At 60.8% G+C, this 23,786-nt stretch carries 24 protein-coding genes; 18 read left to right on the top strand and 6 right to left on the bottom strand.

Annotated features, from left to right (window positions below; all coding sequences use genetic code 11):
• Window positions 1–199: 199 nt before the first annotated feature.
• Window positions 200–379, bottom strand: a complete 180-nt coding sequence (locus U5768_RS31970; RefSeq protein ID WP_415913917.1) for a sugar transferase — start codon at window positions 377–379, stop codon at window positions 200–202.
• A 357-nt stretch (window positions 380–736) separates the two neighbouring features.
• Between U5768_RS31970 and U5768_RS15425 the strand changes: the two genes are divergently transcribed.
• The 9 genes from U5768_RS15425 to U5768_RS15385 all read left to right on the top strand — a co-directional run bounded on the left by U5768_RS15425 (window position 737) and on the right by U5768_RS15385 (window position 9,344).
• A complete protein-coding gene (locus U5768_RS15425; RefSeq protein ID WP_322031275.1) occupies window positions 737–1,057 on the top strand; it encodes a hypothetical protein in 321 nt (106 codons plus the stop codon).
• A 169-nt stretch (window positions 1,058–1,226) separates the two neighbouring features.
• Entirely contained in the window at window positions 1,227–3,707 is a 2,481-nt protein-coding gene (locus U5768_RS15420) for a type VI secretion system tip protein VgrG (RefSeq protein ID WP_322031274.1), read from the top strand.
• Complete coding sequence (locus U5768_RS15415) at window positions 3,704–4,399, top strand: hypothetical protein (RefSeq protein ID WP_322031273.1); 696 nt, start codon at window positions 3,704–3,706, stop codon at window positions 4,397–4,399. The genes U5768_RS15420 and U5768_RS15415 overlap by 4 nt, the downstream gene beginning before the upstream one ends.
• Window positions 4,396–4,902 carry a hypothetical protein gene (locus tag U5768_RS15410; RefSeq protein ID WP_322031272.1) on the top strand — a complete coding sequence of 169 codons (507 nt, stop codon included), beginning with the start codon at window positions 4,396–4,398 and terminating at the stop codon, window positions 4,900–4,902. Before U5768_RS15415 ends, U5768_RS15410 begins: the two co-directional genes overlap by 4 nt.
• Before the next feature lie 62 nt (window positions 4,903–4,964).
• Window positions 4,965–5,408, top strand: a complete 444-nt coding sequence (locus U5768_RS15405; RefSeq protein ID WP_322031271.1) for an N-acetylmuramidase domain-containing protein — start codon at window positions 4,965–4,967, stop codon at window positions 5,406–5,408.
• On the top strand, window positions 5,362–5,613 hold the full coding sequence (locus U5768_RS31965) for an N-acetylmuramidase domain-containing protein (protein ID WP_415913916.1): 252 nt from the start codon (window positions 5,362–5,364) through the stop codon (window positions 5,611–5,613). Before U5768_RS15405 ends, U5768_RS31965 begins: the two co-directional genes overlap by 47 nt.
• Window positions 5,614–6,357: 744 nt before the next feature.
• Window positions 6,358–7,008: a hypothetical protein gene (locus U5768_RS15395; protein WP_322031269.1), complete on the top strand. Its 651-nt coding sequence runs from the start codon at window positions 6,358–6,360 to the stop codon at window positions 7,006–7,008.
• A gap of 47 nt (window positions 7,009–7,055) precedes the next feature.
• Window positions 7,056–7,295, top strand: a complete 240-nt coding sequence (locus U5768_RS15390) for a hypothetical protein (protein ID WP_322031268.1) — start codon at window positions 7,056–7,058, stop codon at window positions 7,293–7,295.
• Between the two features lie 627 nt (window positions 7,296–7,922).
• Window positions 7,923–9,344 (top strand): sugar efflux transporter, encoded by a 1,422-nt coding sequence (locus U5768_RS15385; protein WP_322031267.1) that lies wholly within the window; start codon window positions 7,923–7,925, stop codon window positions 9,342–9,344.
• Between the two features lie 34 nt (window positions 9,345–9,378).
• Here the strand turns inward: U5768_RS15385 and U5768_RS15380 are convergent, their stop codons facing one another.
• On the bottom strand, window positions 9,379–10,881 hold the full coding sequence (locus tag U5768_RS15380) for an MFS transporter (protein WP_322031266.1): 1,503 nt from the start codon (window positions 10,879–10,881) through the stop codon (window positions 9,379–9,381).
• Window positions 10,882–11,005: 124 nt separating this feature from the next.
• Entirely contained in the window at window positions 11,006–11,485 is a 480-nt protein-coding gene (locus tag U5768_RS15375; RefSeq protein WP_322031265.1) for a hypothetical protein, read from the bottom strand.
• A gap of 749 nt (window positions 11,486–12,234) precedes the next feature.
• On the opposite strand from U5768_RS15375, the gene U5768_RS15370 reads away from it, so the two are divergent.
• The 5 genes from U5768_RS15370 to cyoD all read left to right on the top strand — a co-directional run bounded on the left by U5768_RS15370 (window position 12,235) and on the right by cyoD (window position 17,988).
• Window positions 12,235–13,779 (top strand): NADH-quinone oxidoreductase subunit M, encoded by a 1,545-nt coding sequence (locus U5768_RS15370; RefSeq protein ID WP_322031264.1) that lies wholly within the window; start codon window positions 12,235–12,237, stop codon window positions 13,777–13,779.
• A 339-nt stretch (window positions 13,780–14,118) separates the two neighbouring features.
• A complete protein-coding gene (gene cyoA, locus U5768_RS15365; RefSeq protein WP_322031263.1) occupies window positions 14,119–15,006 on the top strand; it encodes a ubiquinol oxidase subunit II in 888 nt (295 codons plus the stop codon).
• Window positions 15,007–15,013: 7 nt separating this feature from the next.
• Window positions 15,014–17,047, top strand: coding sequence for a cytochrome o ubiquinol oxidase subunit I (gene cyoB / locus U5768_RS15360; RefSeq protein WP_322031262.1), 2,034 nt, complete (start codon window positions 15,014–15,016; stop codon window positions 17,045–17,047).
• Window positions 17,047–17,658 carry a cytochrome o ubiquinol oxidase subunit III gene (cyoC, locus tag U5768_RS15355; RefSeq protein WP_322031261.1) on the top strand — a complete coding sequence of 204 codons (612 nt, stop codon included), beginning with the start codon at window positions 17,047–17,049 and terminating at the stop codon, window positions 17,656–17,658. Before cyoB ends, cyoC begins: the two co-directional genes overlap by 1 nt.
• Window positions 17,659–17,988: a cytochrome o ubiquinol oxidase subunit IV gene (gene cyoD / locus U5768_RS15350; protein ID WP_310631508.1), complete on the top strand. Its 330-nt coding sequence runs from the start codon at window positions 17,659–17,661 to the stop codon at window positions 17,986–17,988.
• 80 nt (window positions 17,989–18,068) lie between these two features.
• Here cyoD and U5768_RS15345 read toward each other — a convergent pair whose 3' ends face one another.
• Complete coding sequence (locus U5768_RS15345; RefSeq protein ID WP_322031260.1) at window positions 18,069–18,776, bottom strand: hypothetical protein; 708 nt, start codon at window positions 18,774–18,776, stop codon at window positions 18,069–18,071.
• A gap of 6 nt (window positions 18,777–18,782) precedes the next feature.
• A complete protein-coding gene (locus tag U5768_RS15340) occupies window positions 18,783–19,433 on the bottom strand; it encodes an SGNH/GDSL hydrolase family protein (RefSeq protein WP_322031259.1) in 651 nt (216 codons plus the stop codon).
• A 112-nt stretch (window positions 19,434–19,545) separates the two neighbouring features.
• Between U5768_RS15340 and U5768_RS15335 the strand changes: the two genes are divergently transcribed.
• The 4 genes from U5768_RS15335 (at window position 19,546) to U5768_RS15320 (ending at window position 22,582) form a co-directional block, all read left to right on the top strand.
• On the top strand, window positions 19,546–20,148 hold the full coding sequence (locus U5768_RS15335; RefSeq protein ID WP_322031258.1) for a TetR/AcrR family transcriptional regulator: 603 nt from the start codon (window positions 19,546–19,548) through the stop codon (window positions 20,146–20,148).
• A gap of 149 nt (window positions 20,149–20,297) precedes the next feature.
• A complete protein-coding gene (locus tag U5768_RS15330; protein ID WP_322031257.1) occupies window positions 20,298–20,981 on the top strand; it encodes a type 1 glutamine amidotransferase domain-containing protein in 684 nt (227 codons plus the stop codon).
• Between the two features lie 152 nt (window positions 20,982–21,133).
• Entirely contained in the window at window positions 21,134–22,231 is a 1,098-nt protein-coding gene (locus U5768_RS15325; protein ID WP_322031256.1) for an NADH:flavin oxidoreductase/NADH oxidase, read from the top strand.
• 51 nt (window positions 22,232–22,282) lie between these two features.
• Window positions 22,283–22,582 carry a putative quinol monooxygenase gene (locus U5768_RS15320; protein ID WP_322031255.1) on the top strand — a complete coding sequence of 100 codons (300 nt, stop codon included), beginning with the start codon at window positions 22,283–22,285 and terminating at the stop codon, window positions 22,580–22,582.
• A 92-nt stretch (window positions 22,583–22,674) separates the two neighbouring features.
• Here U5768_RS15320 and adhP read toward each other — a convergent pair whose 3' ends face one another.
• Complete coding sequence (gene adhP / locus U5768_RS15315) at window positions 22,675–23,703, bottom strand: alcohol dehydrogenase AdhP (protein ID WP_322031254.1); 1,029 nt, start codon at window positions 23,701–23,703, stop codon at window positions 22,675–22,677.
• Window positions 23,704–23,786 lie beyond the last annotated feature (83 nt).

The following is a 23,786-nucleotide window of genomic DNA, read 5'->3' as shown; positions in this document are numbered from 1 at the left end:
TTGGGGTGGATGTCCAGAAGTTACTAACAGGGCTGCCAACAAAAACTGTGGAGAACTTTTTCTCGCAACGCACCACACGGACAAACATCTATTCTGTTTAGATTCAACAACTTGGATGTTTGCTCGCTGTTCCGGCTTCCGACTAGCCCCATGCTTATGCATGCGGTCGCCTTTTTTCTGGAAGGGACGGGGATTCGATTCAGTATGCCCTGTCGTGAGTGAAAGCGCGGATTACTGTCTGCCACATGATCATGAGATCCAAGCCAAACGACTGCCTGTGGACATAGTCGAGGTCGATGGCAATCATTCTTTCAAAGGAGCTTGGGCCAGCGATCAGCCATAGTCCCGTTATTCCTGGCTTCGCCGAGAGTCTGAGCATCTGTCCTTCGTCAAGATGAGTTACTTCATACTCCATAAGTAGCCTGAATGTAGAACCCCCCGCGCCCGCAAGGGTGTGGGGCTGCCTTTGTTCGTCCACAGATTTCAACGGGCGGCCTGGGCGGGGAGGTCTTCGGACCTGCCGGTTAGGTTCTACGCCGGTCTGCTAACCCTGTCTTGTGCCCGCTCACCCTCCTTCCCCCTGTTTCGAGCGGGCCGTCCCAATACCTGTGGAGACGGCGAGATGGATTTCCTGAACCCCCAACGATCTCTTCGAGATCACGTTCGCGGGCGTGCTTTGCGTGACCGCGCTGCTGCTTTACCTGGTTGCGCCACGCCGTTCCCCTGAGCGCGCGCGATGACCGGTTGCCATCTCACCGTTGCGTCCGGTACAGGCCGCATCTTCCCGAACGATTACACACGCGACGAACTGGTGCAGTACATCGTGACGCTTGTGGCCCAGGCATACGACACCGCTGAAAATACCAGGAAGCTGACGGCGCGCATCCGCGAGCTTGAAGCGCGCCTGCGCGCCTGCGCGCCGCTGGGAGTGGGGCGTGAATCCGTCCGTCGCCGTGCTGTGCACCTGGATTATCTGCACGTGGCTCGTTGTCGCATTCATCAGGGGTGCGAAGGGCTGAAGGCCCCTCAACCCGCGTGGTTGATTCGTTCTGCATAGTTATTTCAAGTGACTTGCGAGACCGGCGAGGCGTCGTTGTCGTGCATCAATGTTTCCGGGGTCTGTACAACCTTCACTGCCCGATATGCCCTAATTTGTTTGGCTGGAAGCGGAGTCGTCGGATGCGTGTAACACAATCCGGCCAGCCTGAAAAAGGAGAACTGAAAGCATGGCGGAGTTTGATCCATTACGGCCTGGTATCACGGGCCGCCAGGCGTATCACTTGCAGGTTCCAGGAACGGCAAGCGCCGCTGAACTGTCGGTCGTGTCGTTCACGGCCACGGAGGCGATGGGCGAGCCGGTCACAGTGATGATCGAGGCGACACATCCCGAGGCGTTGCCCCGTGAGGACTATCTGAACCTCGACGCGGTTTTCACCATCACGGCGGACGACGGGAGCGTGAAGAAGTTCTCAGGCTACCTCGAACGCATCTCCGTCATCCAGAAGACGCACGACCTGACGAAGCACCAGTTTGTTCTCAAGTCGCGCTTCGGGCGGCTGGCGGCAGTCACTACGACTCAGACCTACCAGCGTCAGTCGGCGCCTGACATTATTCGCGCGGTGCTGCGTCGGCACGGCATCCCGGATCACCTGGTTTCGTTCCGCCTGCGCCGCCAGTATCCGGTGCATGGGTGGCGTTTTCAACATCAGATGGTCGATCTGGCCTATGTCCAGATGCTGATGCAGAAGGAAGGCCTCTATTCCTTCATCGAGGAGTGTGAGTACGGCGACCAGGTCGTGTTCGCGGATGACATCGACCATTATCTCTATGACGAACCCCAGCGCATCGTGCCATACCGCGAGGCGGCGGGGCTGGAAGCGGGGGGCGTGGAGGCGGTCACGTTACTGAAGACCCACGCGGAGACGGTGCCGCAGTCTTACCTGGTTGCCGACTACAACCCGGAATCGGCCTGGGAGAGATTTAGAGACAGCGCCAACCTCGCTCCGCAGGATTCGACCACGTACGGCCAGCCCTACATTTACGGCACCCACCATCTCGACCAGGCTGGGGCAAAGTGGGAAGCGCAGCTTCGCCACGAGGCGGCACTTGCACGTCAGATCATTTACGAAGGTGAAAGTAACGTACTGGCGTTGCAGTGTGCAAGCGTGCTGGAGATGGATATCGTGCTGCCCGATGCACCGAAAGGCCAGGTCGTGATCGAGGTCACGCATAGTGGCGCGCGGGATGAGCCCTATACGAACCGTTTCAAGGCGATTCCCGCCGACCGGCGCTTCCGGCTCCAGCTCAAACCGGAAACCTGGGCTCGTATACCGGGCACACTCAGCGCGCGAATTTGCAGTCCTGACAAATATTCCTACGGCTATATTACGGCGGCAGGCTATTACGTCATCCGTCTGGATGCGGACTTCGGCACGTGGCCGAAGGGCGGCGAGAGCGTGCCGATGCGGCTGGCCAAACCGTTCGCGGGCAAACTCCAGACCGGCATGCACTTCGTCGCGCTGGACAACGACGAGGCGGTAATCCGATTTCGAGATGGGGACCCTGACAAGCCGGAAATTTGCGGGTTTCATCACCACAGCCAGGCACGCGACCTCATCACGAATGACCGGCGTTGGCTCTCGCGCAACATGATCCGCACGCAGGCGAACAACAAACTGCGTATGGAAGACTGGGCGAGCCAGGAAGGCATCAAGCTCAGCACGGAGCACTCGGGCAAGTCACAGCTTAACCTGGGCTACCTCGTCAACCAGAAGCTCGAATACCGGGGTGAGGGCTATGAGATCCGCACGTCGGGCTGGGGTGTCAACCGTGCAGGCAGGGGCCTGCTCCTGACGGCATACGACCGTCCTGCTGCCACCGGCAAGCAGCTTGACATGCAGGAGATCATCGCGGAACTCGAAAGCGCCCTGGCGACTGCGAAGGCGCTGGCCGCATCCGCCAGCAGTGCGAAGGCGGAACCCGCTGACACCGACACCCAGCAGCAGATGAAGGAGGACTTTGACGGCCTGAAGAAGCCGGGGCTGCTCGCGGGCACGCCGGCCTCGGCGGGGATCGTGGCGGGTCAGGGCATCCAGTTCGCGGCGCAGGAGAACATCAACGCGGTGGCCGGGAAGAACGCCGACTGGAGTGTGCTCAAACGCTTCACGGTGGCGGCGGGCGAAAAGATTTCGCTGTTCGTGCAGAAGGCTGGCATCAAGATTTTTGCGGCGAAAGGCCCGGTCGAGGTGCAGGCGCAGAGCGGCCCTATCTCGCTCGCCGCAGACAAGGACATCAGCGTTGCGAGCGTGAACGGCAAGGTCCAGTTGTCGGCGGCAAAGGAAGTCATTCTTGAATGCGGTGGTGCGTTTATCCAGATCAAGGACGGCAGCATCACGCTCGGCGGTCCGTTCGACCTGTTCTTCAAGACGATTACGGTGCAGAAGCAGGGCAAGGCGTCGATGCATATACCCGTGCCCGTTTTCCCTCTTACTCTTGGCCCGGACGAGGAGATTATCCAGCAAAGCTTTAGTTTGCTGAAAGACGGAATCACGCCGGTCAGAGGCTACCACTACGACTTATATAGTGATGGTGATCCCCATACGCAAAAAGGAGAGTACTCAAGTGGTGAAACGGTAAGTGTTTCAGGGCAATCTTCTCTGAAACTTGTTACTTGGATTGCAGGAGATTCAGCAAGGAAAGACGCATGAGTAATTCAGATTCGCCGGAGCAGCCAGCCAGTACAGTAATGCCCGCGAGTGCTGCAACGCCCGTGAGCGCAGACGCACAACCTATCGACGCCCAGACGAGGCAACTTGCCGCAATGGCTTTTGGTGAATCATCTTTGCAGAACAATTCTGATGAGATGATGGCCATTGCTAGTGTGCTTGTGCGACAGCGTGATGCCCGCGGCTACTCCGATATGGCCACGTTTACCAAAAATGACCCGACGTTCTCGTTTGTCGTCAAGGACGGTAATCAGCGCTACTCCCAATTGATGAACGCGAAGGATTCGGATATCTCAAAGCAGCCCGCAATGCAGGCAGCTATCAATGCTGCACGCAATGCCCTTTCAGGTGGTCCGGATAAATCAAATGGTGCTTATTTTTGGGATGGGGCGGACATTAAAACAAATTATGCGCATCATTTCAAGGTGACGCATGGGGTTAAAATTACTGATCCAAGCCATAATGTATATGGAATAAAGGATTCGACCAAGCTTGTGATTTTAACTAAAACTGTAAAAATCAGGAACAATAAAACAGGTGCAGTGTCCACTAAGAAGGTGGAAGTGGGTCGATACGATCATGTGTACGACTCAACAGCGGGCGTTGGAGGTACGATTTTTTGGAAATATGATCAGCAATATTTAGGTGTCACGCACGGGAGAGAATACAATTGAAGCGGATCATATTTTTGGGCGCGATTTTGATGCTCGTCTCAGATTTGGGGTATGCTGCTCCCCCAGATGAGAATACGGTGAGAAGTTGTCTTCAGGCCCAGTCTGTTGCGCACTCCGTTTCGATCAAGATTCTGCGCACGAGTGAAATTACACAAGAGGATGACTATGGGGACGGATTTAACGCAAATTATATATTTAAATATCGTGGAGGTGATGCAGGCTACGCGGAAGGGAGATCGGATCAAGCGTTAATTTATTCTGGAAGGCTTTACAGATTATCGAAGGCTTTAACTCTTGGGGATAGTCATGAGATTAGGCCGGGAGAATTTAACCCAAACTTGGCGCAATGGAGTATCGCTAAAGCAGGGGGGCAGCAGTATCTCTGTGTTAGTTTTACTTTTGACGGCTTGGGGAAAAGTGGGTCTTTTCAGAGCGTTCACGGTGGTTATATGTTGAACATCAAAACCAAAAGTCTATATTTTGCCGTGCGCGAAGTTAAGTAGTAGGCATCTAGCAGAATTTTTTCAATCGTCCCCGTGGCCCCGAGCGGCGGTGAAGTTATACCGTGCCAGAGACGAAGCCCGCCGAACACGTGATTGCTGCCGCTGTATTTACTAAGGGCCAGTGGATGGAAAAAATACGCACATGGGACCCGCTTGCCTACGTGATTGTGTTCGAGAAGGACGATGGGGAGCGCCGGTACCACGGCAGCGAATTGCAGAGCGGACAGGCGGCGCTGCGCTGTTACCCGTCACCGTTCAACGCCCTGCTTGATATCTCACGTAATCCCGCCAGCGTCGTCGAGTCGGGGCAGTCCATCTCAATTTATCCTGACTTATGCTTTCCAAATGGAAAGGATAATTATGGCGCTGGCGGACTGCATCAATACGAGAAATTAGTTCGTGCGGCAAGTCTTGATTTTGAAGTGGCTTTGAGAGCCTGCTCTTGGGGGGGCATTTCAGATTCTTGGGCAATATTATTCATCATGTGGTCGTTCAACGGTATTTGAGTTTGTAAATAAATTCCTATCGGGTACGGATGGGCAGGCGCAAATATTTTGTGCATTTATGAAGAACGAGAAACCGGATGCGCTGGAAGGGCTGCGCAATCACGATTGGGAAGCGGTCGCACGGGCCTACAACGGGAAACATTGGCAATCTACAAACCCCAATTATGCAACTGATTTGGCCAAATATTATGCTGAAGCTAAATAAAATATTGATGTGTGCGATTGTTATTCTTGCTGAACATTCGGCAATCGCAGGGGAAGCAATTTTTTTTAACCAAGGTAATTTGATTGCATATCGGGAAAATGGAACTGTTGAGGGATTTTATGATTCAGAGAACGAAAAATTCTCTTGTTATTTCTTATTTTCTCAGTATCCGGGGGATAAATCCAATTCCTCCGGCATCGGAGGATATTCTTCGACGAAAATACTTACCTTTGTTCCCGGTGATGTGTCTTTGAATTTTTCTGCTAGATTTAAGGAATTTGATATAGATGGATTTATTTACAGGAAAGGGGGTGATTGGGTGGTAAAGACTACACGGCCACAGGCGGGATGTGCGAATGCGATGGGTGTGTTTGAGTTCGATCCTTCGCAGGAAGGTGCGGAAAGCTATTATGTTTCGGACACCGCGCCGGCAATCGGGATAAGATTGGTTAATCTAAAGACTGGGCTTTTTGATTTAAAGGACGGGAAGTTTTCCCTTAGAAAGGGCTATCTGACAAAGGGGGATGGAGTTGTTGTGTTAAAGACATATGAGCAATTTTCATATGTGCGTTATTACAACCCTCATATGAATACAAGAAATGCAGCGAAAGTTACGACCGGCTGGATTCACTCCGCCGACCTCGTGAATCCGTTTCCCCCTGCCACGAAGCAATGAGGAAGTAGCACAGGGGTCTTGTAGAAATCACTGTGTGCCCTGTCATGAAGGAGACGTGTCGTTGAATCATGAGCAATCTGGTCGTGTTCGGCCGTACTTTTCCGAATTCTCGCTACAGGTGCTGGCGCGCGACACGGGCGGCGGCCAGTACGACGTTTCGTGTGACGGGACCGAAGATGGGATGTCGGTTGGCTGTTACACCAACGCCGTTACCGCGCTCATCGATGCTGCATACCTTGCTCGTGCCGGACAACCGGGGTTCCGCCCCCCGGTGCGCAAGCTCGGTGGAGCGGGCATTGTTCTACAAGGAAGAGCGTCACTGCCTGATGGCAGACGTGCGTGCCGCGTGGCCGGTGATGAACCGCAGGATCATCCTGCGCACGGATCGCGGGCTTTCGTCGGTCTCCAGGGAAATCCGGGTTCTAGTACCGGACAACGAATCGCCGGACGTGTTCGAGGTGGACGAAGCTGGACTCAGGTGGCTTGATGACATCCACGAGCGGGCCGGACTTTTTGCCTGGCGCGACACGGTACGCTCTATAGGCTCATGGAGCACCGACAGGTTGGCTCGTGTGGTGGATCGCGCATTGGCGGCCATCGAAGTGACGGTGTGCGAGCCATCACTGTGCGACGAGGTGGTCCTGTTTGACCCGGAGTCGGAGCTGTGGCACTTCGTTCCCGCCACGAGCTTTGTGAAGAAGAAGTATCTGAGACGCTGACGCAGCGTCCGTGCCGCACTGACCCAAAAATCACAGGGTATGATTTTATGAGGAATAGGACGAAGAGCGTTGTCACCTGGCAGAGGATCGCAAACGGCATCAACGGCTACATGGAACGGTATGGCCGCAAACCCGCCGTGCTGATACTGCATCCCTGCCAGCTCCAGGCGCTGAATCTCGCCGCATACGGCAGGCCGGAACTGCTGGATCACATGCGGATACGGACCAGTGCGCTCATTGATGAGCCGATGCTGGCAAGCGAGAAGGGCGAGCCGTTCGATATCTAGCCCTATCATCGCGCGCCGTGGGGAATCCCCACAGCATGTCCCGTCATAGGTTCGCCGCAGCGTGAACAGATCGTTTGTACGTGTCTTTCGTGTACAAGCGACTTGTATAAACGACTGCTGGCCTCCCGTTAGCCCGCAACTTCTACAAGACACATGTTTAATATGTAGACCGTCCCCGCCATGGGGAACGCAGGTTTCCCCGCACCGCAGCGTGAGGGGAAACGTGGGGGAATGATGTTTGGTGGCGCGTGGGGAATGCTCTATTTCTCCCCACGTAGCCCGAAAAGCCTTGTGGCGTGCGATTCCGCGCTGTGGGGGAAGAGTTATCCACTGACTTGCCAACAAAATCTGTGGAAAACCGCTCGCGCGATTTTCCCTGCGACGCCGCCGCTGCAACAATCGGTGACTTTGAGCACAATCCTAATTGCGTCAAGCACTTGATGGAGTCGTCCCAATGTTACGCACAAGGCTGTCCACGTAAGTTGTGGATAGCCACACCCAGATGTTGATCGCGGCCGAATCGATCTTGCACAGTGTGGGAGTTCGGCACGATAATCGCCGTCGATATGGCCGTCGCGTGACCGCGCGTGCACGGGCAACTTTCTTTTCGCCACTACCCGCCGCGCCGTGCTCAAAAACTCGCGCTTTGCCGGTCTTCTGCGTATTCCTGGTTTCCTGCCACTCGCCGGCGCCACGCTGATGCTGGGCGTCGCGATGTCCTTCACCGCGCCGTACCTTTCCCTCTTCGGCGTCGAGCGCGCCGGCATGACGCCGTTCCGGCTCGGCGTGTTCATGACCGCCATCGCCACGAGCGGCGTGATCGCGAGCACCGCCGCGGGCCGCTGGAGCGACGCCACCGGCAAGCATCGAACCCTGCTGCTCGTCTCGCTGTGCGCCGCCACGCTCGGCTATCTGTGCCTGTGCGTCGTGCGCGATTACCGCCTTCTGCTTCTCGTGGGCGTTGCGTTCATCGGCGCGGGCGGTTGCGCGCTCTCGCTCGTGTTCTCGTTCAGCCGCGCGGCGCTGCCCGCGACCGACGACGCCGAGCGCACCTTCGCAAGCGCGACGCTGCGCACGATTCTTTCGGCCGCGTGGGTGTTCGGGCCCGCGGTAGGCGCGCTCGTGCTCGCGGCGACGAACTTCTACGGGCTCTTCCTGTTTGCGGCGGCGAGCTTCGCGGCTTGCGGAACCATTGTCTGGCGCATGCGCGAGCCGCGCCACGACGAGCACGCCACGCAGCATTTGATGGCGCGTCCCACCTCGGGCGAAGTCGCGCAGGAGATGAGCGCCGAAAGCGCGGCGGAGTACGAGGGCCAGCCGCTCACGCAGGCCGAAGTGCTGCCGGGCGCGCCGCGCGACCCCGCGACGCTGCCGGCAGCGGCGGGAACGGCGGGAACGGCGAAAGGGAAGGCGAAGGTGCGCCCCCGGGCGCCCGCTTTGGATGGCTCGCAAAAAGACATCATGCGCGCGATCGTTGCGCTCACACTCATCGGTCTTGCGGCCAACGCGACGATGATCGTGCTGCCGCTTTACATCGTGCATGGCTTGCGGGGCACGCGCATCGACGTGTCGATCATGCTAGGCCTCGGCGCGCTCATGGAGATACCGATGATGCTCGCGCTCGGGGCGCGCGCCTCGGTCCTGAACAAGCCCTGGTGGCTGGCGGCGTGCGCCGTGGTGCATGCCGTCTACTTCGTGGCGATGTCGCTCGCGCCCGGCGTGCACGCGCTAATCCCGATGCAGATGCTCAACGCCTTCGTGGTTGCCGTCACGTCGTGTCTTGGCATGACCTTCGTGCAGGATCTGATGCCGTCGTCGCCGGGGCGCGCAACGGCGCTCTTCTTCAATGCGTCGCGGCTCGGCTCGATTCTTTCGGGCGTGCTTTCCGGCATGCTCGTGCAGGCGTTCGGTTATCGCGGCACGTTCGTTTTTTGCAGCCTGCTTGCGCTGTGCGCGCTCGTGTTGTTCGCCGTGCCCGGCGAGCAATATCCGAAGATGGCGCGCGCGGTACGGCGTTATCTGCGCGAACGGTTGAGCAAGCGGGACTAGCGCCCGGCGCGCACGCACCGCCCTTCGTCGAGATTCACTGGACCGTTTCCACGTCCCGCCCGGCGAGCGTTCGCGCGGGCGTGGCGGCGTCGAAGTCTTCCGCGTCGACGTCGTAGCCCGAAGGCTCCCAGCGAATCGAAAGCAGCGCCGCGAGCCCGGCGAGCGGCGCGACTGCGATGATCCAGAATACGTGCGTGCCGAGCGCGGCGGCGAGCACCGGAAACAGGAATAGCGAGACCGTGGAGCTTGCGCGCATGAGCGTCTGGTTGAAGCCGACGCCCACGCCCCGCAGCGAGGTCGGATAGCCGAGCGAGGCGAACGTCATGCAGTGCGAACCGGGGCCGACGCCCTGGCCGAACAGGAAAGCGGCGAGCAGGGCGACCGCGCTCACGACTTCGGGCGCCGTGGCCGGCTTGCCGACGATCGCAAGGCCCACGAGCGCCGCGAACTGAATAGCGTAGCCCCACACGGTGAGCTTCCACGCGCCGAAGCGCGGCACGATACGCACGGCGATCACCCCGCCCACGAAGGCGAAGCCGAGATTGAGCACGAGCGAGGCGAGGATCGTCGTGAGCATGGACTGCGCGAGGAAGCTCGAGATGATCACGGGCAGGCCGAACGCGACCGCGTTGTAGGCGAACGAAGACGCCACGCCGATGACCGTGGCGAGCACCGTGCGCCGCGTATAGGCGCCGCGCAGCAGCGCGCCATAGTTCTTCCACGAGGCCACGCGCGCCGGCTTGGCCGCGCCGCGCGTGTCGGCCAGCGGCGCGACCTGCGCGTCGATGCCATACGAGCGCTTGAGAATGCGTGCCGCGCCCGCGAGATCGCCCTGATTCGCGGCCCACACCGGCGACTCGCTGATATAGCGGCTGCGGATCGCGATGATGACGAGCGCGGGCACGGCGCCGAAGCCGAGCGTGAGGCGCCAGAGCAGATGCGAGTGCGAGGCGGGCAAGCCTGCGTAGAACGCGAGCACGAGCAGATACGACACGCTGATCGCCGCGTACCAGACGGGACACCACGTCGCCACGCGCGCAGCCTTGTTGCCGCGGCCCTTGAGCCGCGAGAACTCGGCGAGAAACGCCATGGCCACGGGCAGATCGATGCCGACGCCCAGCCCCATCACGAAGCGCGCGCCGCCGAGCACCCATGCGTTTGGCGCGAGCGCGCAGGCAATCGCGGCGACGACGAAGAAGAACATGTCGGCCATGAACACGCGATAGCGCCCGATGCGGTCGGTGAGGAAGCCGCCGAGAAACGCGCCGACGATGGCGCCGAACGTGATGGCCGATGCGACGAAGCCCGTGCCCGCGGGCGAGAGCGAGAACTCGCGCGCCACGTCCTTGAGTCCGAAGGCGAGGGCGCCGAGGTCGTACGCGTCGAGGAACACGCCGCCCAGCGCGATCGCCACGACGATGCGCGCGTTGCTGCCCGCGGCCGCTCCCGCGTTGACGAGCTGCGAGACGTCGGCGGCGCTGCGGATTACGGGGCGGCTGGCGGGGCTGAGCGAAGAGGGAGAAGCTGAGGCGGACATGCGAGGCAACGCGGGCGGGCGCGCAAATAGCGGCAAAGCGCGTGATGCTACCGCCCGCGCGTCGCGCGCCCAAATCGTTTTTGGTAATTAGCTCATGCCGCCGGCGCGGGCCGGCGTGGGCGAGTCAGTGCATGTAAGTGACGCGGCGGGCGCGGTCGCTCAACTGCAATCCCGCGTCGAGCAGCGCGATGGCGAACCAGCGCGCGGTTTTGAGCATGCTGCTCACACTCGGCGTCGGCAGCCAGTCGTTGAGGAGTTGCACGGCGGCCTCGCTGCGCGTGGACTGCAGCAGCGCGATCACCTGCAGCAGCGAGCCTTCGTCCTTCGCGAGTTCGGAAGCGCAGCGGCAGCGCGTGTCGAGCGGGCGGCACGAGGCGCGGCACAGTGTGCCCATCAGTAGATCGAAATAGCCGAAGCCTTCTGCGCCCAGCCCGGCTTCGGCGAGTACGCCGCGCCAGCTTTCGGCCTTGGCGTAGGCGTCGCAATGCGGGCGCAGCCAGGTGCGCACCGCGCGCAGGACGGTCTGCTCCGCGGTGTCGGGGTGATGGACGAAAGTGTCGTCGATCAGCGTGTCATTTCTCGCGAAAGGGGCGGTGTAGTTCATGGAGCCTCCGGTCCCGCACAGTCGATTCGGGTGGCGCCGGGTCGTCCGGCGTGGGCTCTATTCTGGGACAAATTTTTTCCAAATGCAAATGATTCTCATTTGTGAAAAGAAGAGACCAGAGTGCGAAGATAAAAGGGCAAAACCGGAAGGAACTGTTCCAGCCGGCGCCCTTAATTACGGGGCCACAAGTCGCTAAAGTGCCGCTCATGCGTGCTCCAGCGCTCTGGCGCAACGTGAGAGTTGGCCCCGGCCCGATGACGGCCGGGGCTTTTTTTTGCACCGCGCCAGAGCCGTCGCGACGCCCCTGGCACGCGCTTTGGCAACGACCGCGGGCTACACCGCGATGCATAAGTCATTGAACCGAAAGAAACAAGTAAGGTATTATTCTGCCCGCGCAGCGTGACAGCCTGCCGCGCGTCACCGCGCCCCGGCCATCGAAAACGTTGTTTTTGCGACCAAAAACAGGCTGTAGCAGCCCGTTTGTTGTTTTTTCTCTTAGTACGTTTCTGAATAAAAACAATGACTTGTGTCAACCGTCGATCCGGCCCGTGTTGTTGCGCTGCAAAACTTCCGTATTCCGTTTACCCTCGTTAACCCTTGAACGTGTGTTGCATTTCGCCTCGTCGCTGACAAATACATTACAGACAGCCTGGTTCGATTTTCACCCCGCGTCAATCTTTCAAGTTGCTTGCGCACCTGAACGTGCGCCGTGGAAGCTATTTGCTCCGCATTTTTGAGGTCCTGTTGAAATGCAATCCGTTCCATTCCTGAGTCTGGCGATCTGGATTCCCATCCTGTTCGGCGTGGCCGTGCTGCGCCTCGGGTCGGATCGTCATCCGCAGCGCGCCCGCTGGCTGGCGCTCGTTGGCGCCGTCGTCAGTCTGCTGCTGACGCTTCCGCTCATCTCCGGTTTCGACAACCATGCCGCCGGCATGCAGTTCGTCGAATTCCGCGAATGGCTGCCGGAATTCGGCGTGGCGTGGCGACTCGGGATCGACGGCATTTCGATGTGGCTCGTGGTGCTGACCGCGTTCACGACGCTCGTGATCGTGATCGCCTCGTGGGAGTCGATCACCGTGCGCGTCGCGCAGTATTTCGGCGCGTTCCTGATTCTCTCGGGTCTGATGGTCGGCACGTTCGCGGCGACCGACGGCATGCTGTTCTTCGTGTTCTTCGAAGCCACGCTGATCCCGCTGTACCTGCTGATCGGCTCCTGGGGCAATGCCCGCCGCACCTACGCCGCGGTGAAGTTCTTCTTCTTCTCGTTCGGCGGCTCGCTGCTCATGCTGGTGTCGATGCTGTACCTCTACGGCCAGTCGCACACCTTCGACATGGCCGTGTGGCACGGCCTCACGCTCGGCTTCGTTCCGCAGCTTCTCATTTTCATCGGCTTCTTCGCGGCCTTCGCGGTGAAGGTGCCGATGTGGCCGTTCCACACCTGGCTGCCCGACGTCCACCTCGAAGCGCCGACCGGCGCGACCGTGATGCTGGCCATGCTCAAGCTCGGCGGCTACGGTTTCCTGCGCTTCACGCTGCCGATCACGCCTGATGCAGCGCACTTCTTCGCGCCGGCCATCATCACGCTCTCGCTCGTGGCCGTGGTCTATTCGAGCCTGCTCGCGCTCGCGCAGACCGACATGACCAAGCTGCTCGCGTACTCGACGGTCGCCCACATGGGCCTCGTCACGCTGGGCCTGTTCCTCTTCAACCAGATCGGCACCGAAGGCGCGATCGTGCAGATGATCTCGTACGGTTTCGTGTCGGGCGCCATGCTGCTCTCGATCGGCGTGCTGTTCGACCGCACCAAAACGCGCACGATCTCGGCTTACGGCGGCGTCGTCAACGTAATGCCGCGCTACGCCACCTTCATGATGCTGTTCTGCATGGCCAACCTCGGCCTGCCGGGCACGTCGGGCTTCGTGGGCGAGTTCATGGTCATCATGGGCGCGATCCGCGTGAACTTCTGGGTCGGCGCGATCGCCGCGACGACCGTCATCCTGAGCGCTGCGTACACCCTGTGGATGTACAAGCGCGTGATCTTTGGCGCTGTGGCGAACAAGGGCGTTGCGAAGCTGGCCGACATCGGCCGCCGCGAAACGCTGATCTTTGCTTCGCTCGCGGCGTTCGTGCTCGCGATCGGCCTCTACCCGAAGCCGATGACCGACGCGATCGAACTCTCGGCGGCGAACCTCGTCACCCAGGCCGGTCGCAGCAAGCAACCTGTCGACGATGCAGCGCCTGCTGACGCAGTGCGCGCGGGCACGGACGTTCGTGCTCCGCACTCGCCGACGTGATCGCTAGAGATTGACGGCGCAACCAGCGCGCCGCAACGCTTCCGGGCGCTGCGGCGCGTTTGTGCGTCCAGAAGCTTTCGAATTTTGAGATTCGAAAAGTAGCCGCGGCGGACCGCTGTCAAGGGCGGAGCAGGGCGCGATGTGCGTGTGTTTCCGAGGCGCGACAAACCTCGCGAACACATGCGACAAAGTGTCTCAATCTTCTTTTGACAAAGGTCATTTTCCACATTCATTGATTGCGAAATATCAAAGCGGCTGTATGATGCGGGCGCGCTTCCTTTGTCGGATGTCAGGGGACGTGTCCGGAACTATTCAATGAATGAAATTCAGGCAAACGTGATGAAAAGAACGACCTTTCAAAGGTTACTGCTTCCCGTAAGCGCCGGATTGGCCTTGTGTCTTTCCGGATGCAACATGGAGCTTCTCGACCCCAAGGGAAGTGTGGGCGTGGCGGAAAAGCAGCTAATTGCAACCTCCACATGGGCCATGCTGATCGTGGTGATCCCCGTGATCGTCCTGACGCTGTGGTTCGCGTACCGTTATCGCGCGTCGAACCGTAGCGCCACTTACGCGCCGAAGTGGTCGCACTCTACGGCGATCGAAGTCGTCGTCTGGACCATCCCGACGCTGATCATTCTGTTCCTCGGCGTGCTCACGTGGAACACCACGCACGAACTCGACCCCTACAAGCCGCTCGAATCGAACGTCAAGCCGATCAATGTGGAAGTGGTGGCGCTCGACTGGAAGTGGCTCTTCATCTACCCGGATCTCGGCATTGCGTCGGTGAACCAGTTGGCTGTGCCCGTTGGCACGCCGGTGAACTTCAGCATCACGTCGGACTCGGTGATGAACTCGTTCTTCATCCCGCAGCTTGGCACCCAGGTTTATGCGATGGCTGGCATGCAGACGCGTCTGCACCTGATCGCCGACCACGCTGGCGACTACGCCGGCCTCTCGGCGAACTTCAGCGGCAAGGGCTTCTCGGACATGAAGTTCCGCACGCTCGCCACGAGCCAGCAAGACTTCGACGCGTGGGTCCAGAAGGTGAAGGCTTCGCAGACGCAGCTTTCCATGGATCAGTACGCATCGGTCGCACAGCCGAGCGAGAAGGCTCCGGTTGAGTACTTCTCGACGGTCGACCCGAAGCTCTTCAACAACATCATCGCGAAGTACAACAACGGCCACGTCACGAATTTCAGTGACCCGTCGTGCGTGACCAAGGGGTAAACCAGGCATGTTCGGAAAACTTACACTGGACGCCATTCCGTATCACGAGCCGATTATCGTCGGCACGATGATCGGCATGGCGCTCATCGGCGCATTCGTGCTCGGTGGCATCACTTACCTCGGTAAGTGGAAATATCTGTGGACGGAGTGGCTGACGAGCGTCGACCACAAGCGTCTGGGCGTGATGTACATCGTCCTCGCCCTCATCATGCTGCTGCGCGGCTTCGCCGACGCGATCATGATGCGTACCCAGCTCGCGCTCGCGTACAACGCGCCGGGCTACCTCCCGCCGCACCACTACGACCAGATCTTCACGGCGCACGGCGTGATCATGATCTTCTTCATGGCGATGGCCTTCATGGTCGGCCTGATGAACATCATCGTGCCGCTGCAGATCGGCGCGCGCGACGTCGCGTTCCCGTTCCTGAACTCGCTGTCGTTCTGGATGACCGCTGTCGGCGCGATCCTGCTGATGATCTCGCTCGTCGTGGGCGAGTTCGCGCAGACCGGCTGGCTCGCGTATCCGCCGCTTTCGGAGCTTGCGTACAGTCCGGGGGTAGGGGTCGATTACTACCTGTGGGCGCTGCAGATTTCGGGTGTCGGCACGCTGCTGACCGGCGTGAACTTCTTCGTCACCATCATCAAGATGCGCGCTCCCGGCATGACGATGATGAAGATGCCGGTGTTCACGTGGACGGCGCTGTGCACGAACGTGCTGATCATGGCCGCGTTCCCGATCCTGACCGTGACGCTCGCGCTGCTCGGCCTCGACCGCTACATCGGCACGCACTTCTTCACGAATGACGGCGGCGGCAACGCCATGCTGTACCTGAACCTGATCTGGGCCTGGGGTCACCCCGAGGTGTACATCCTGATCCTGCCGGCGTTCGGTATCTTCTCGGAAGTCGTCGCAACGTACGCGAAGAAGCCGCTGTTCGGCTACAAGACCATGGTCTACGCGACCTGCTCGATCATGGTGCTCTCGTTCCTCGTGTGGCTGCACCACTTCTTCACGATGGGTTCGGGCGCGAACGTCAACGCGTTCTTCGGCATCATGACGATGATCATCGCGATCCCGACGGGCGTGAAGATCTTCAACTGGCTGTTCACGATCTACCGCGGCCGCCTCGAGTTCACCTCGCCGGTGCTCTGGACGATCGGCTTCATGGTCACCTTCACCATCGGCGGCATGACCGGCGTGATGATGGCGATCCCGGGCGCGGACTTCGTGCTGCACAACTCGCTGTTCCTGATTGCTCACTTCCACAACGTGATCATCGGCGGCGTGCTGTTCGGCTACCTGGCCGGCTTCAACTACTGGTTCCCGAAGGCGTTCGGCTTCAAGCTCAACGAAAAGCTCGGCAAGCGCGCATTCTGGTTCTGGCTCTCGGGCTTCTATGTCGCCTTCACGCCGCTGTACGTGCTCGGCTTCATGGGCGCCACCCGCCGTCTGAACCACTACGACAATCCCGCATGGCATCCGTGGATGATCATCGCGTGGGTGGGCGCCGTGCTCGTGGCAATCGGTATCGCGCATCAACTGCTGCAACTGTACGTGTCGATCCGCGACCGCAACCTGCCGGAAAACCGCGACCTGACGGGCGATCCGTGGGGCGGCCGTACGCTGGAGTGGGCGATCTCGTCGCCGCCGCCGTCGTATAACTTCGCGATCATTCCGCACGTGAGCGAACTCGACGAGTTCCAGCACCTGAAGGACACCGGCCGCGAGACCGTGGACGTCGCGAACACGAAATACACCGACATCCACATGCCCTCGAACACGAGCGCAGGTGTGTTCATCGGTTTCTTCAGCCTCGTGCTCGGCTTTGCTGGCATCTGGCACATCTGGTGGCTCATGATCGTTGGCTTTATCGGCATCGTCGGTACGGCAATCGCTTATAGCTTCCAGAAGAACGAAGGCTATTACATCCCGGCCGCCAAGGTCCGGGCAGACGAAGAAGCGCGTAGCCGCGCACTGGTCAAGGCGTTCGCTGACAAGCAACGCGGTGGCAAGGTTGAAGAAGCACTGGAGGCCAACTGATGTTGACGAAAACAAGTGCGGCCGCACTCGCGGAGCACGATCACCACGATCACCCGCCGTCACACTCGGTGTTCGGCTTCTGGCTGTACCTGATGACGGACTGCATTCTGTTCGGCTCGCTGTTCGCAGTGTTCGCCGTGATGCAGAACCAGTTCGCGGGCGGCCCGACGGGCAAGGACCTGTTCGACATCAATGGCGTCGCGATGGAAACGGCAGTGCTGCTGCTGTCGTCCATCACGTACGGCTTCGCGATGATCGGCGCGCACAAGCAGCGCAAGGGTCAAGCGCTGGTCTGGCTGGCGATCACCTTCCTGCTGGGCGCAACATTCCTGTACTTCGAACTGCATGAATTCGCGCACATGATCGCCGAGGGCAACGGCCCGAGCCGCAGCGCGTTCCTCTCGTCGTTCTTCACGCTGGTTGCCACCCACGGTATCCACGTGACGATGGGCATGATCTGGATGATCGTCCTGATGGTTCAGGCCGTGAAGGCGCCGGTACTGGGCGAGCGTGAAATCCGCCGCCTGACGTGCCTGAGCCTCTTCTGGCACTTTCTGGACATCGTCTGGATCTGCGTGTTCTCCTTTGTTTATCTTGCGAGCGTGATCTAAATGAGTGCTCATTCCATCCATGAAGAAGAGAGCCATGGCAGCGTAGGCAGCTACGTGGCCGGTTTCGTCCTGGCGGTGGTGCTCACGGCCGCTTCGTTCTGGCTCGTGCTGCACGGCGGCTTCCCGCGCGAAACCGCGCTGCTCGGCCTCGCCGTGCTGGCCGTGGTGCAGATCGTGGTTCACCTCGTGTTCTTCCTGCACATGAACACGTCGTCGGGCCAGCGCTGGAACGTCACGGCGTTCGGCTTCACGGTGCTGACGGTCCTGATCGTGGTCGTCGGCACGTTGTGGGTCATGCACAACGTCAGCATGAACATGATGTCGCGTTAAGCGCATCGTGACCGGAGGGCCCTCCCACGTGGGGCTCTCCGGACTTCTCCCTCAGATTTTTCCCCTCCAGTATCAAGGCCTCACGGGCCTCCTGCCGCTTGCACACTGCGGAACTCGACGACCCAGACCCACGGGTTGGCGTCCCAGGCAAAGCCTCGCGCGGCGTTCAAGCCATTCCACAGCTCGCGATACCAGTCGATCGGGAAAGGCGCATCACTCGGGCAACCTTCATCGAATGCGTCGTCGTTGCTGATCTCCTGCAGTCGCTCGACGCGAACACCGGCGATTTCGAGCGTGATGCGCGAAGCGGCGCGTGGCATGTGGATCGCGGGTCGCTTCCACCATGCGGGCAATACGCCGTCATTCCTCGGGCTCGTCACCGGCGCATCCGGGTTGTCGGCCGCGTATCGATACGCCCGATCGCATTCGAGCGTCATGTCGACAAAGCGCCACTCTTTGCGGCCCTTCCTGGCGTTGTGGCGCGTCTCCCAGCGTCCGTAGGCGAAGAATGTTTCGCGAAGCCAGAGCCGATCGCCAGCGAAGCCGTGAGGGCACAGCGCGTTCTCGGGAAGCGCGACATCCTCGGGCGTGAACTGCGCCTGCTGTAGCCAGTCGAGCGCCTGGCCTTTCGCGATGCGACGCGTCTGCGTCTTGCGACCTTCGAGGATCGCGCGGACCATCGGGGCGCTGAAGAGGATCGGGCGCTCTCTCATTGCACTCCTCGCGAAAATTCGCCGTGCGTGCGGCCGTCGAGTTGACGCCCGGCCATCGACGTCCGCTGGCGTCACGCGCGGCTAGGCGCTGAAGCGTTGGCGCACGACATCCGCTACGGCCTTGCCGAGGCGGTGGTGTTGCGAGGCTTCGTAGTGAATGCCATCGGTCGGACTGACGGCGGCGAATTCGCCGGCGTCGAGAAACGCCGAACCGTATTTCACGGCCACGCGCTCGTAGAGCGGCGCAAGCAGGCGCGATTTCGCCGCGCCGCCCGTGAATATCTCGCCGAGGAAACCAATCTCCTCGATCGGCACGGGCGACATCAGCAGCACGTGCGGCGTCGAGCCGCCCGGACCCGCGCGACAGGCGACGAGCGTTTCGAGCAGCACGTCCACCGAATTCGCGATGTCCGCGGGCGTGACGGAAAAGCGCGTCTTGAGGTCGTTGGTGCCGAGCATCAATGCGACCACGTCCACGGGTAGCTGGCTTTCAAGGCAGGGCCGCAGATAAGCGTGCCCGTTCTTGTGCCGCCCTTCGATGGGATCGTCGTGAACCGTGGTGCGCGCGGGCAAGCCTTCCTCGACGATCGTCCAGCCCGGGCCGAGCGCCTCGCGCAGCACGCCGGGCCAGCGGTCTGCGGGGCCGAATCGCTCGGACACGCCGGGTACGGTGAGCGGCTTCGTGCCGTGCGTATTGGAGTCGCCGTAGCAGAGCAGGGTGCGTGACGTCATGGGTTGCCTCTCATGGGTGCCTCGTTGGATTGCGGAGTTGCGATGCAATGCCACTACTCATCGTGGGAGATTACTAGACGACTGGTCTAATCGCTTTGTAACATGCCGTCTCATGAATGCAGCGGCAGCCGTTGAAGTGCGGCAACACATCCTCGATACCGCCATGCCCATTTTGCTGGGCAAGGGCTTTTCCGCGGTGGGTCTCAATGAGATTCTCGCGGCCGCCAGAGTGCCCAAAGGGTCGTTCTATCACTATTTCGGATCGAAGGAAGCGTTCGGCGAAGCCCTGCTGACGTCGTATTTCGCCGAGTATGCCGAGCGTCTCGACGATATGCTCGTGCGTTCGCCGGGCACGGCAGCCGAGAAACTGATGCGCTACTGGGACGACTGGCGCCTGATCCAGTGCGCCGACGACCCGGTAGGCAAGTGTCTCGCGGTGAAACTGGGCGCTGAAGTGAGCGACCTTTCCGAGCCCATGCGCGAAGCGCTGCGCCGCGGCACCGGCGCGACGATCTCGCGCATTGCCGCGTGTATCGAGGCAGGTCGGGCGGATGGCTCGCTCGCGGGTGTGCGCGACCCCGCGGTCATGGCGCTCACGCTCTACGAACTGTGGTTCGGCGCAACCCTGCTCGAAAAGATCCATCGCGACCGCAGGCCGCTCGACGCGGCCTTGGCGACCACGCGAATTCTGCTGAACCTGCCTCCGGGCGATTAATCCAATGCGAATCAGCCGCGCAGTGTGTGAACTGCGCGCGATTGTCACGCATTGTGCCAAGGTACTAGACGACCGGTCTAATAACACATGAAGGGGCCGGTTTCCGAAGGGCGCGTGAGCGCCCAAACCTCACGAATAAAGGAACGCCGATGAAGGTACTGATCGTTTTGACCTCCCACGAGGACCTCGGCAACACAGGCAAGAAAACGGGTTTCTGGCTCGAGGAATTTGCCGCGCCTTATTACGCGCTGCGCGACGCCGGCGCCGAGCTTACGCTCGCGTCGCCCAAGGGCGGCCAGCCGCCGCTCGACCCGAAGAGCAGCGATCCCTCGGCGCAAACCGATGCGACGCGCCGTTTCGCATCCGATACCGACGCGCAAACGGCACTTGCCAATACGAAACGTCTCGCCGATATCGACGCGAACGCCTTCGACGCCGTGTTCTACCCTGGCGGCCACGGCCCGCTCTGGGATCTCGCCGAGGATCCTGTGTCGATCGCGCTGATCGAAAAGACCATCGCCGCGGGCAAGCCTGTGGCTGCCGTGTGCCACGCGCCGGGCGTGCTGCGTCACGTGAAGGCCGCGGATGGCAAGCCGCTCGTGGCCGGCAAGTCGGTCACCGGTTTTTCCAATGACGAAGAAGCGGCTGTGCAACTGACCGACGTCGTTCCGTTCCTCGTCGAGGACATGCTGAAGGCAGCCGGCGGCCAGTATTCGAAGGCCGCTGACTGGCAGCCGCACGTTGCCACCGACGGCCTGCTCATCACAGGCCAGAATCCGGCTTCGTCCGAACCGGTTGCCGAGGCTTTGCTCGCGGCGCTTCGCCGTTCCTGAGCGCGTTCCCTTTTCTCCATTTCCTTTCGGCCACGCTGCGAGCCGCACTCGCAGCGCGTGTCCGGGTGTGCGTTGCCGAAAGGAAATCCTGTTTTTGCCAACCGGCGCAGGCGCCGCGCGATGCGTGACCTGTGCCAGGAAAGGAGTTGTAGATGTCAGCATTGTTCGAACCGTTCAAGCTCAAGGGCGTGTCCCTGCGTAACCGCATCGCCGTGCCGCCGATGTGCCAGTACATGGCTGTCGACGGCATGGTCAACGATTGGCACCGCGTTCACTATGCGCAGATCGCGCGCGGCGGCGCGGGCCTTTTGATCGTCGAGGCCACGGCGGTTTCGCCCGAAGGCCGCATCACGCCGGCCTGTACGGGCCTGTGGAACGACGCGCAGATGGAGGCGTTCAAGCCCATCGCCGCCTCGATCAAGGGGGCGGGCGCCGTGCCCGGCATCCAGATTGCCCACGCGGGCCGCAAGGCGAGCGCGAACCGCCCCTGGGAAGGCGACGACCACATCGCCGAGGGCGACGCGCGCGGCTGGCCGACCATCGCGCCCTCGGCCACCGCGTTCGGGGCGCACCTGCCGAAGGTGCCGAAAGCGATGACGCTCGACGACATCGCGCGCGTGCGCGAGGACTTCGTGGCCGCTGCGAAACGCGCGCTCGAAGCCGGTTTCGAGTGGCTCGAACTGCATTTTGCGCATGGCTATCTCGGGCAGAGCTTTTTCTCGACGCATTCGAACCAGCGCGACGACGCGTATGGCGGCAGCCTCGAAAACCGCAGCCGTTTCCTGCTGGAAACGCTGGCCGCGGTGCGCAAGGTCTGGCCGGAACATCTGCCGCTGACGGCGCGCTTCGGCGTGATCGAGTACGATGGCCGCGACGAGGAAACGCTCGCCGAATCCATCGAACTGGCCAGGTGTTTCAAGCGCGATGGGATCGACATGCTGGGCGTGAGCGTCGGTTTTTCGACGCCCGCCGCGCAGATTCCGTGGGCGCCCGCCTTCCTCGCGCCGCTCGCGCAAAAGGTACGTCGCGCAACCGGCCTGCCGGTGTCGTCGGCATGGGGCATCGGCACGCCGGAACTGGCCGAGGGCACGGTGGCGAAGGAGCAGCTCGATCTCGTGATGGTCGGGCGCGCGCATCTCGCGAATCCGCACTGGCCGTACTTCGCGGCGAAAGAACTAGGCGTCGAGCGCGCGGCGTGGACGTTGCCCGCGCCGTACGCGCACTGGCTCGAGCGCTACAAGGTCGGCTGAAATTCGCCTCGCCTCACAGACAGTAAAACCGTTGACGACAAGGAAATTCCGATGACCGTCTATCTATTCGCGAGTATTACGCCCAAGCCCGAACATGTCGCCGAAGTGGAAGCGCTCATGCGCGACATGGTTTCTCATACGCGCAAGGAGCCGGGCAACCTGCGCTACGACCTGCTGCGCCGCGCCGATGGCGCACCGGGCTTTTCCCTCTACGAAATGTATGTCGACGAAGCGGCGGTCCAGGCGCATCGCGAAAGCGCGCACTTCGTGGCGTATCGCGCGAAGATCGCTGCGTGGGTGACGGAACCGCCCGAGGTGAGACTGCTGACAGGCGTGGACGTCGCTGACTGAGCCTGGTGACTGAGCCGAGTATTTGCGATCAACGCGCCGGACATCGCTTAGCAGCGGCGTCCGGCGCGTTTTCGTTGCGCCGCCGCGCACGACTAGCCCGCCATATCGAGCACGACGCGGCCCTCGATCGCACCGCGCTCCATGCGCGCGAACACGTCGTTGATGTTCTCCAGCTTGTCGGTAGACACGGTCGCCTTGACCTTGCCTTCCTGCGCGAACATCAGCGATTCCTCGAGGTCCAGACGTGTGCCGACAATCGAGCCGCGCACCGTCACGCCGCCCAGCACCATGTCGAAGATCGGCAGCGGAAAGTCGCCGGGCGGCAGGCCGTTGAGCGACACGGTGCCGCCCCGGCGCACCATGCCGAGCGCCTGCGAAAACGCAATCGGCGAGACCGCGGTGACGAGCACGCCGTGCGCGCCGCCAATTTCCTTCTTGAGATACGCGGCGGGATCGGTGGTTTTCGCATTGACCGTCACGGCCGCGCCCAGACGTTTCGCCAGTTCGAGTTTCGCGTCGTCCACGTCGACGGCGGCGACGTTCAGGCCCATTGCGCGCGCGTATTGCACGGCCATGTGGCCGAGGCCGCCCACGCCGGAAATCACGACCCAGTTGCCCGGGCGCGCGTCCGTGACTTTCAGGCCCTTGTAGACCGTCACGCCCGCGCAGAGTACGGGTGCAATTTCGATAAAGTCGATATTTTTCGGCAGCAGACCGACGTAGTTCGCGTCGGCTTTCGCGTATTGAGCAAAGCCGCCGTTGACCGAATAACCGGTGTTCTGCTGCTGCTCGCAAAGCGTTTCCCAACCGCCGAGGCAATGTTCGCAATGACCGCAGGCCGAGTAGAGCCACGGAATGCCTACGCGATCGCCCTCCTTGACGTGCGTGACGCCCGCGCCCACACCCACGACATAACCCACGCCCTCATGACCGGGAATGAACGGCGGCTGCGGCTTCACGGGCCAGTCGCCGTGCGCGGCGTGCAGGTCCGTGTGGCACACGCCGCACGCTTCGATTTTCACGAGCAGTTCGCCGGGCCCAGGAGTGGGCACAGCCACTTCCTCCAGCACGAGGGGCTTGCCAAATGCGCGCACTACGGCGGCTTGCATCGTCTTGTTCATCGTCGGGCTCCTGTCGAAACACAGTGGCGGCGCGCGGCCGGATGCGTTGCGCATCGTGGTGTCGCCGTGCGCCGGACCAGCTT

This window comes from Paraburkholderia sp. J76, assembly GCF_905220295.1.
Classification (GTDB): Bacteria; Pseudomonadota; Gammaproteobacteria; order Burkholderiales; family Burkholderiaceae; genus Paraburkholderia.
The sequence above is the reverse complement of the archived record's forward strand: the minus strand, read 5'-3'. Positions and strand labels throughout refer to the sequence as shown.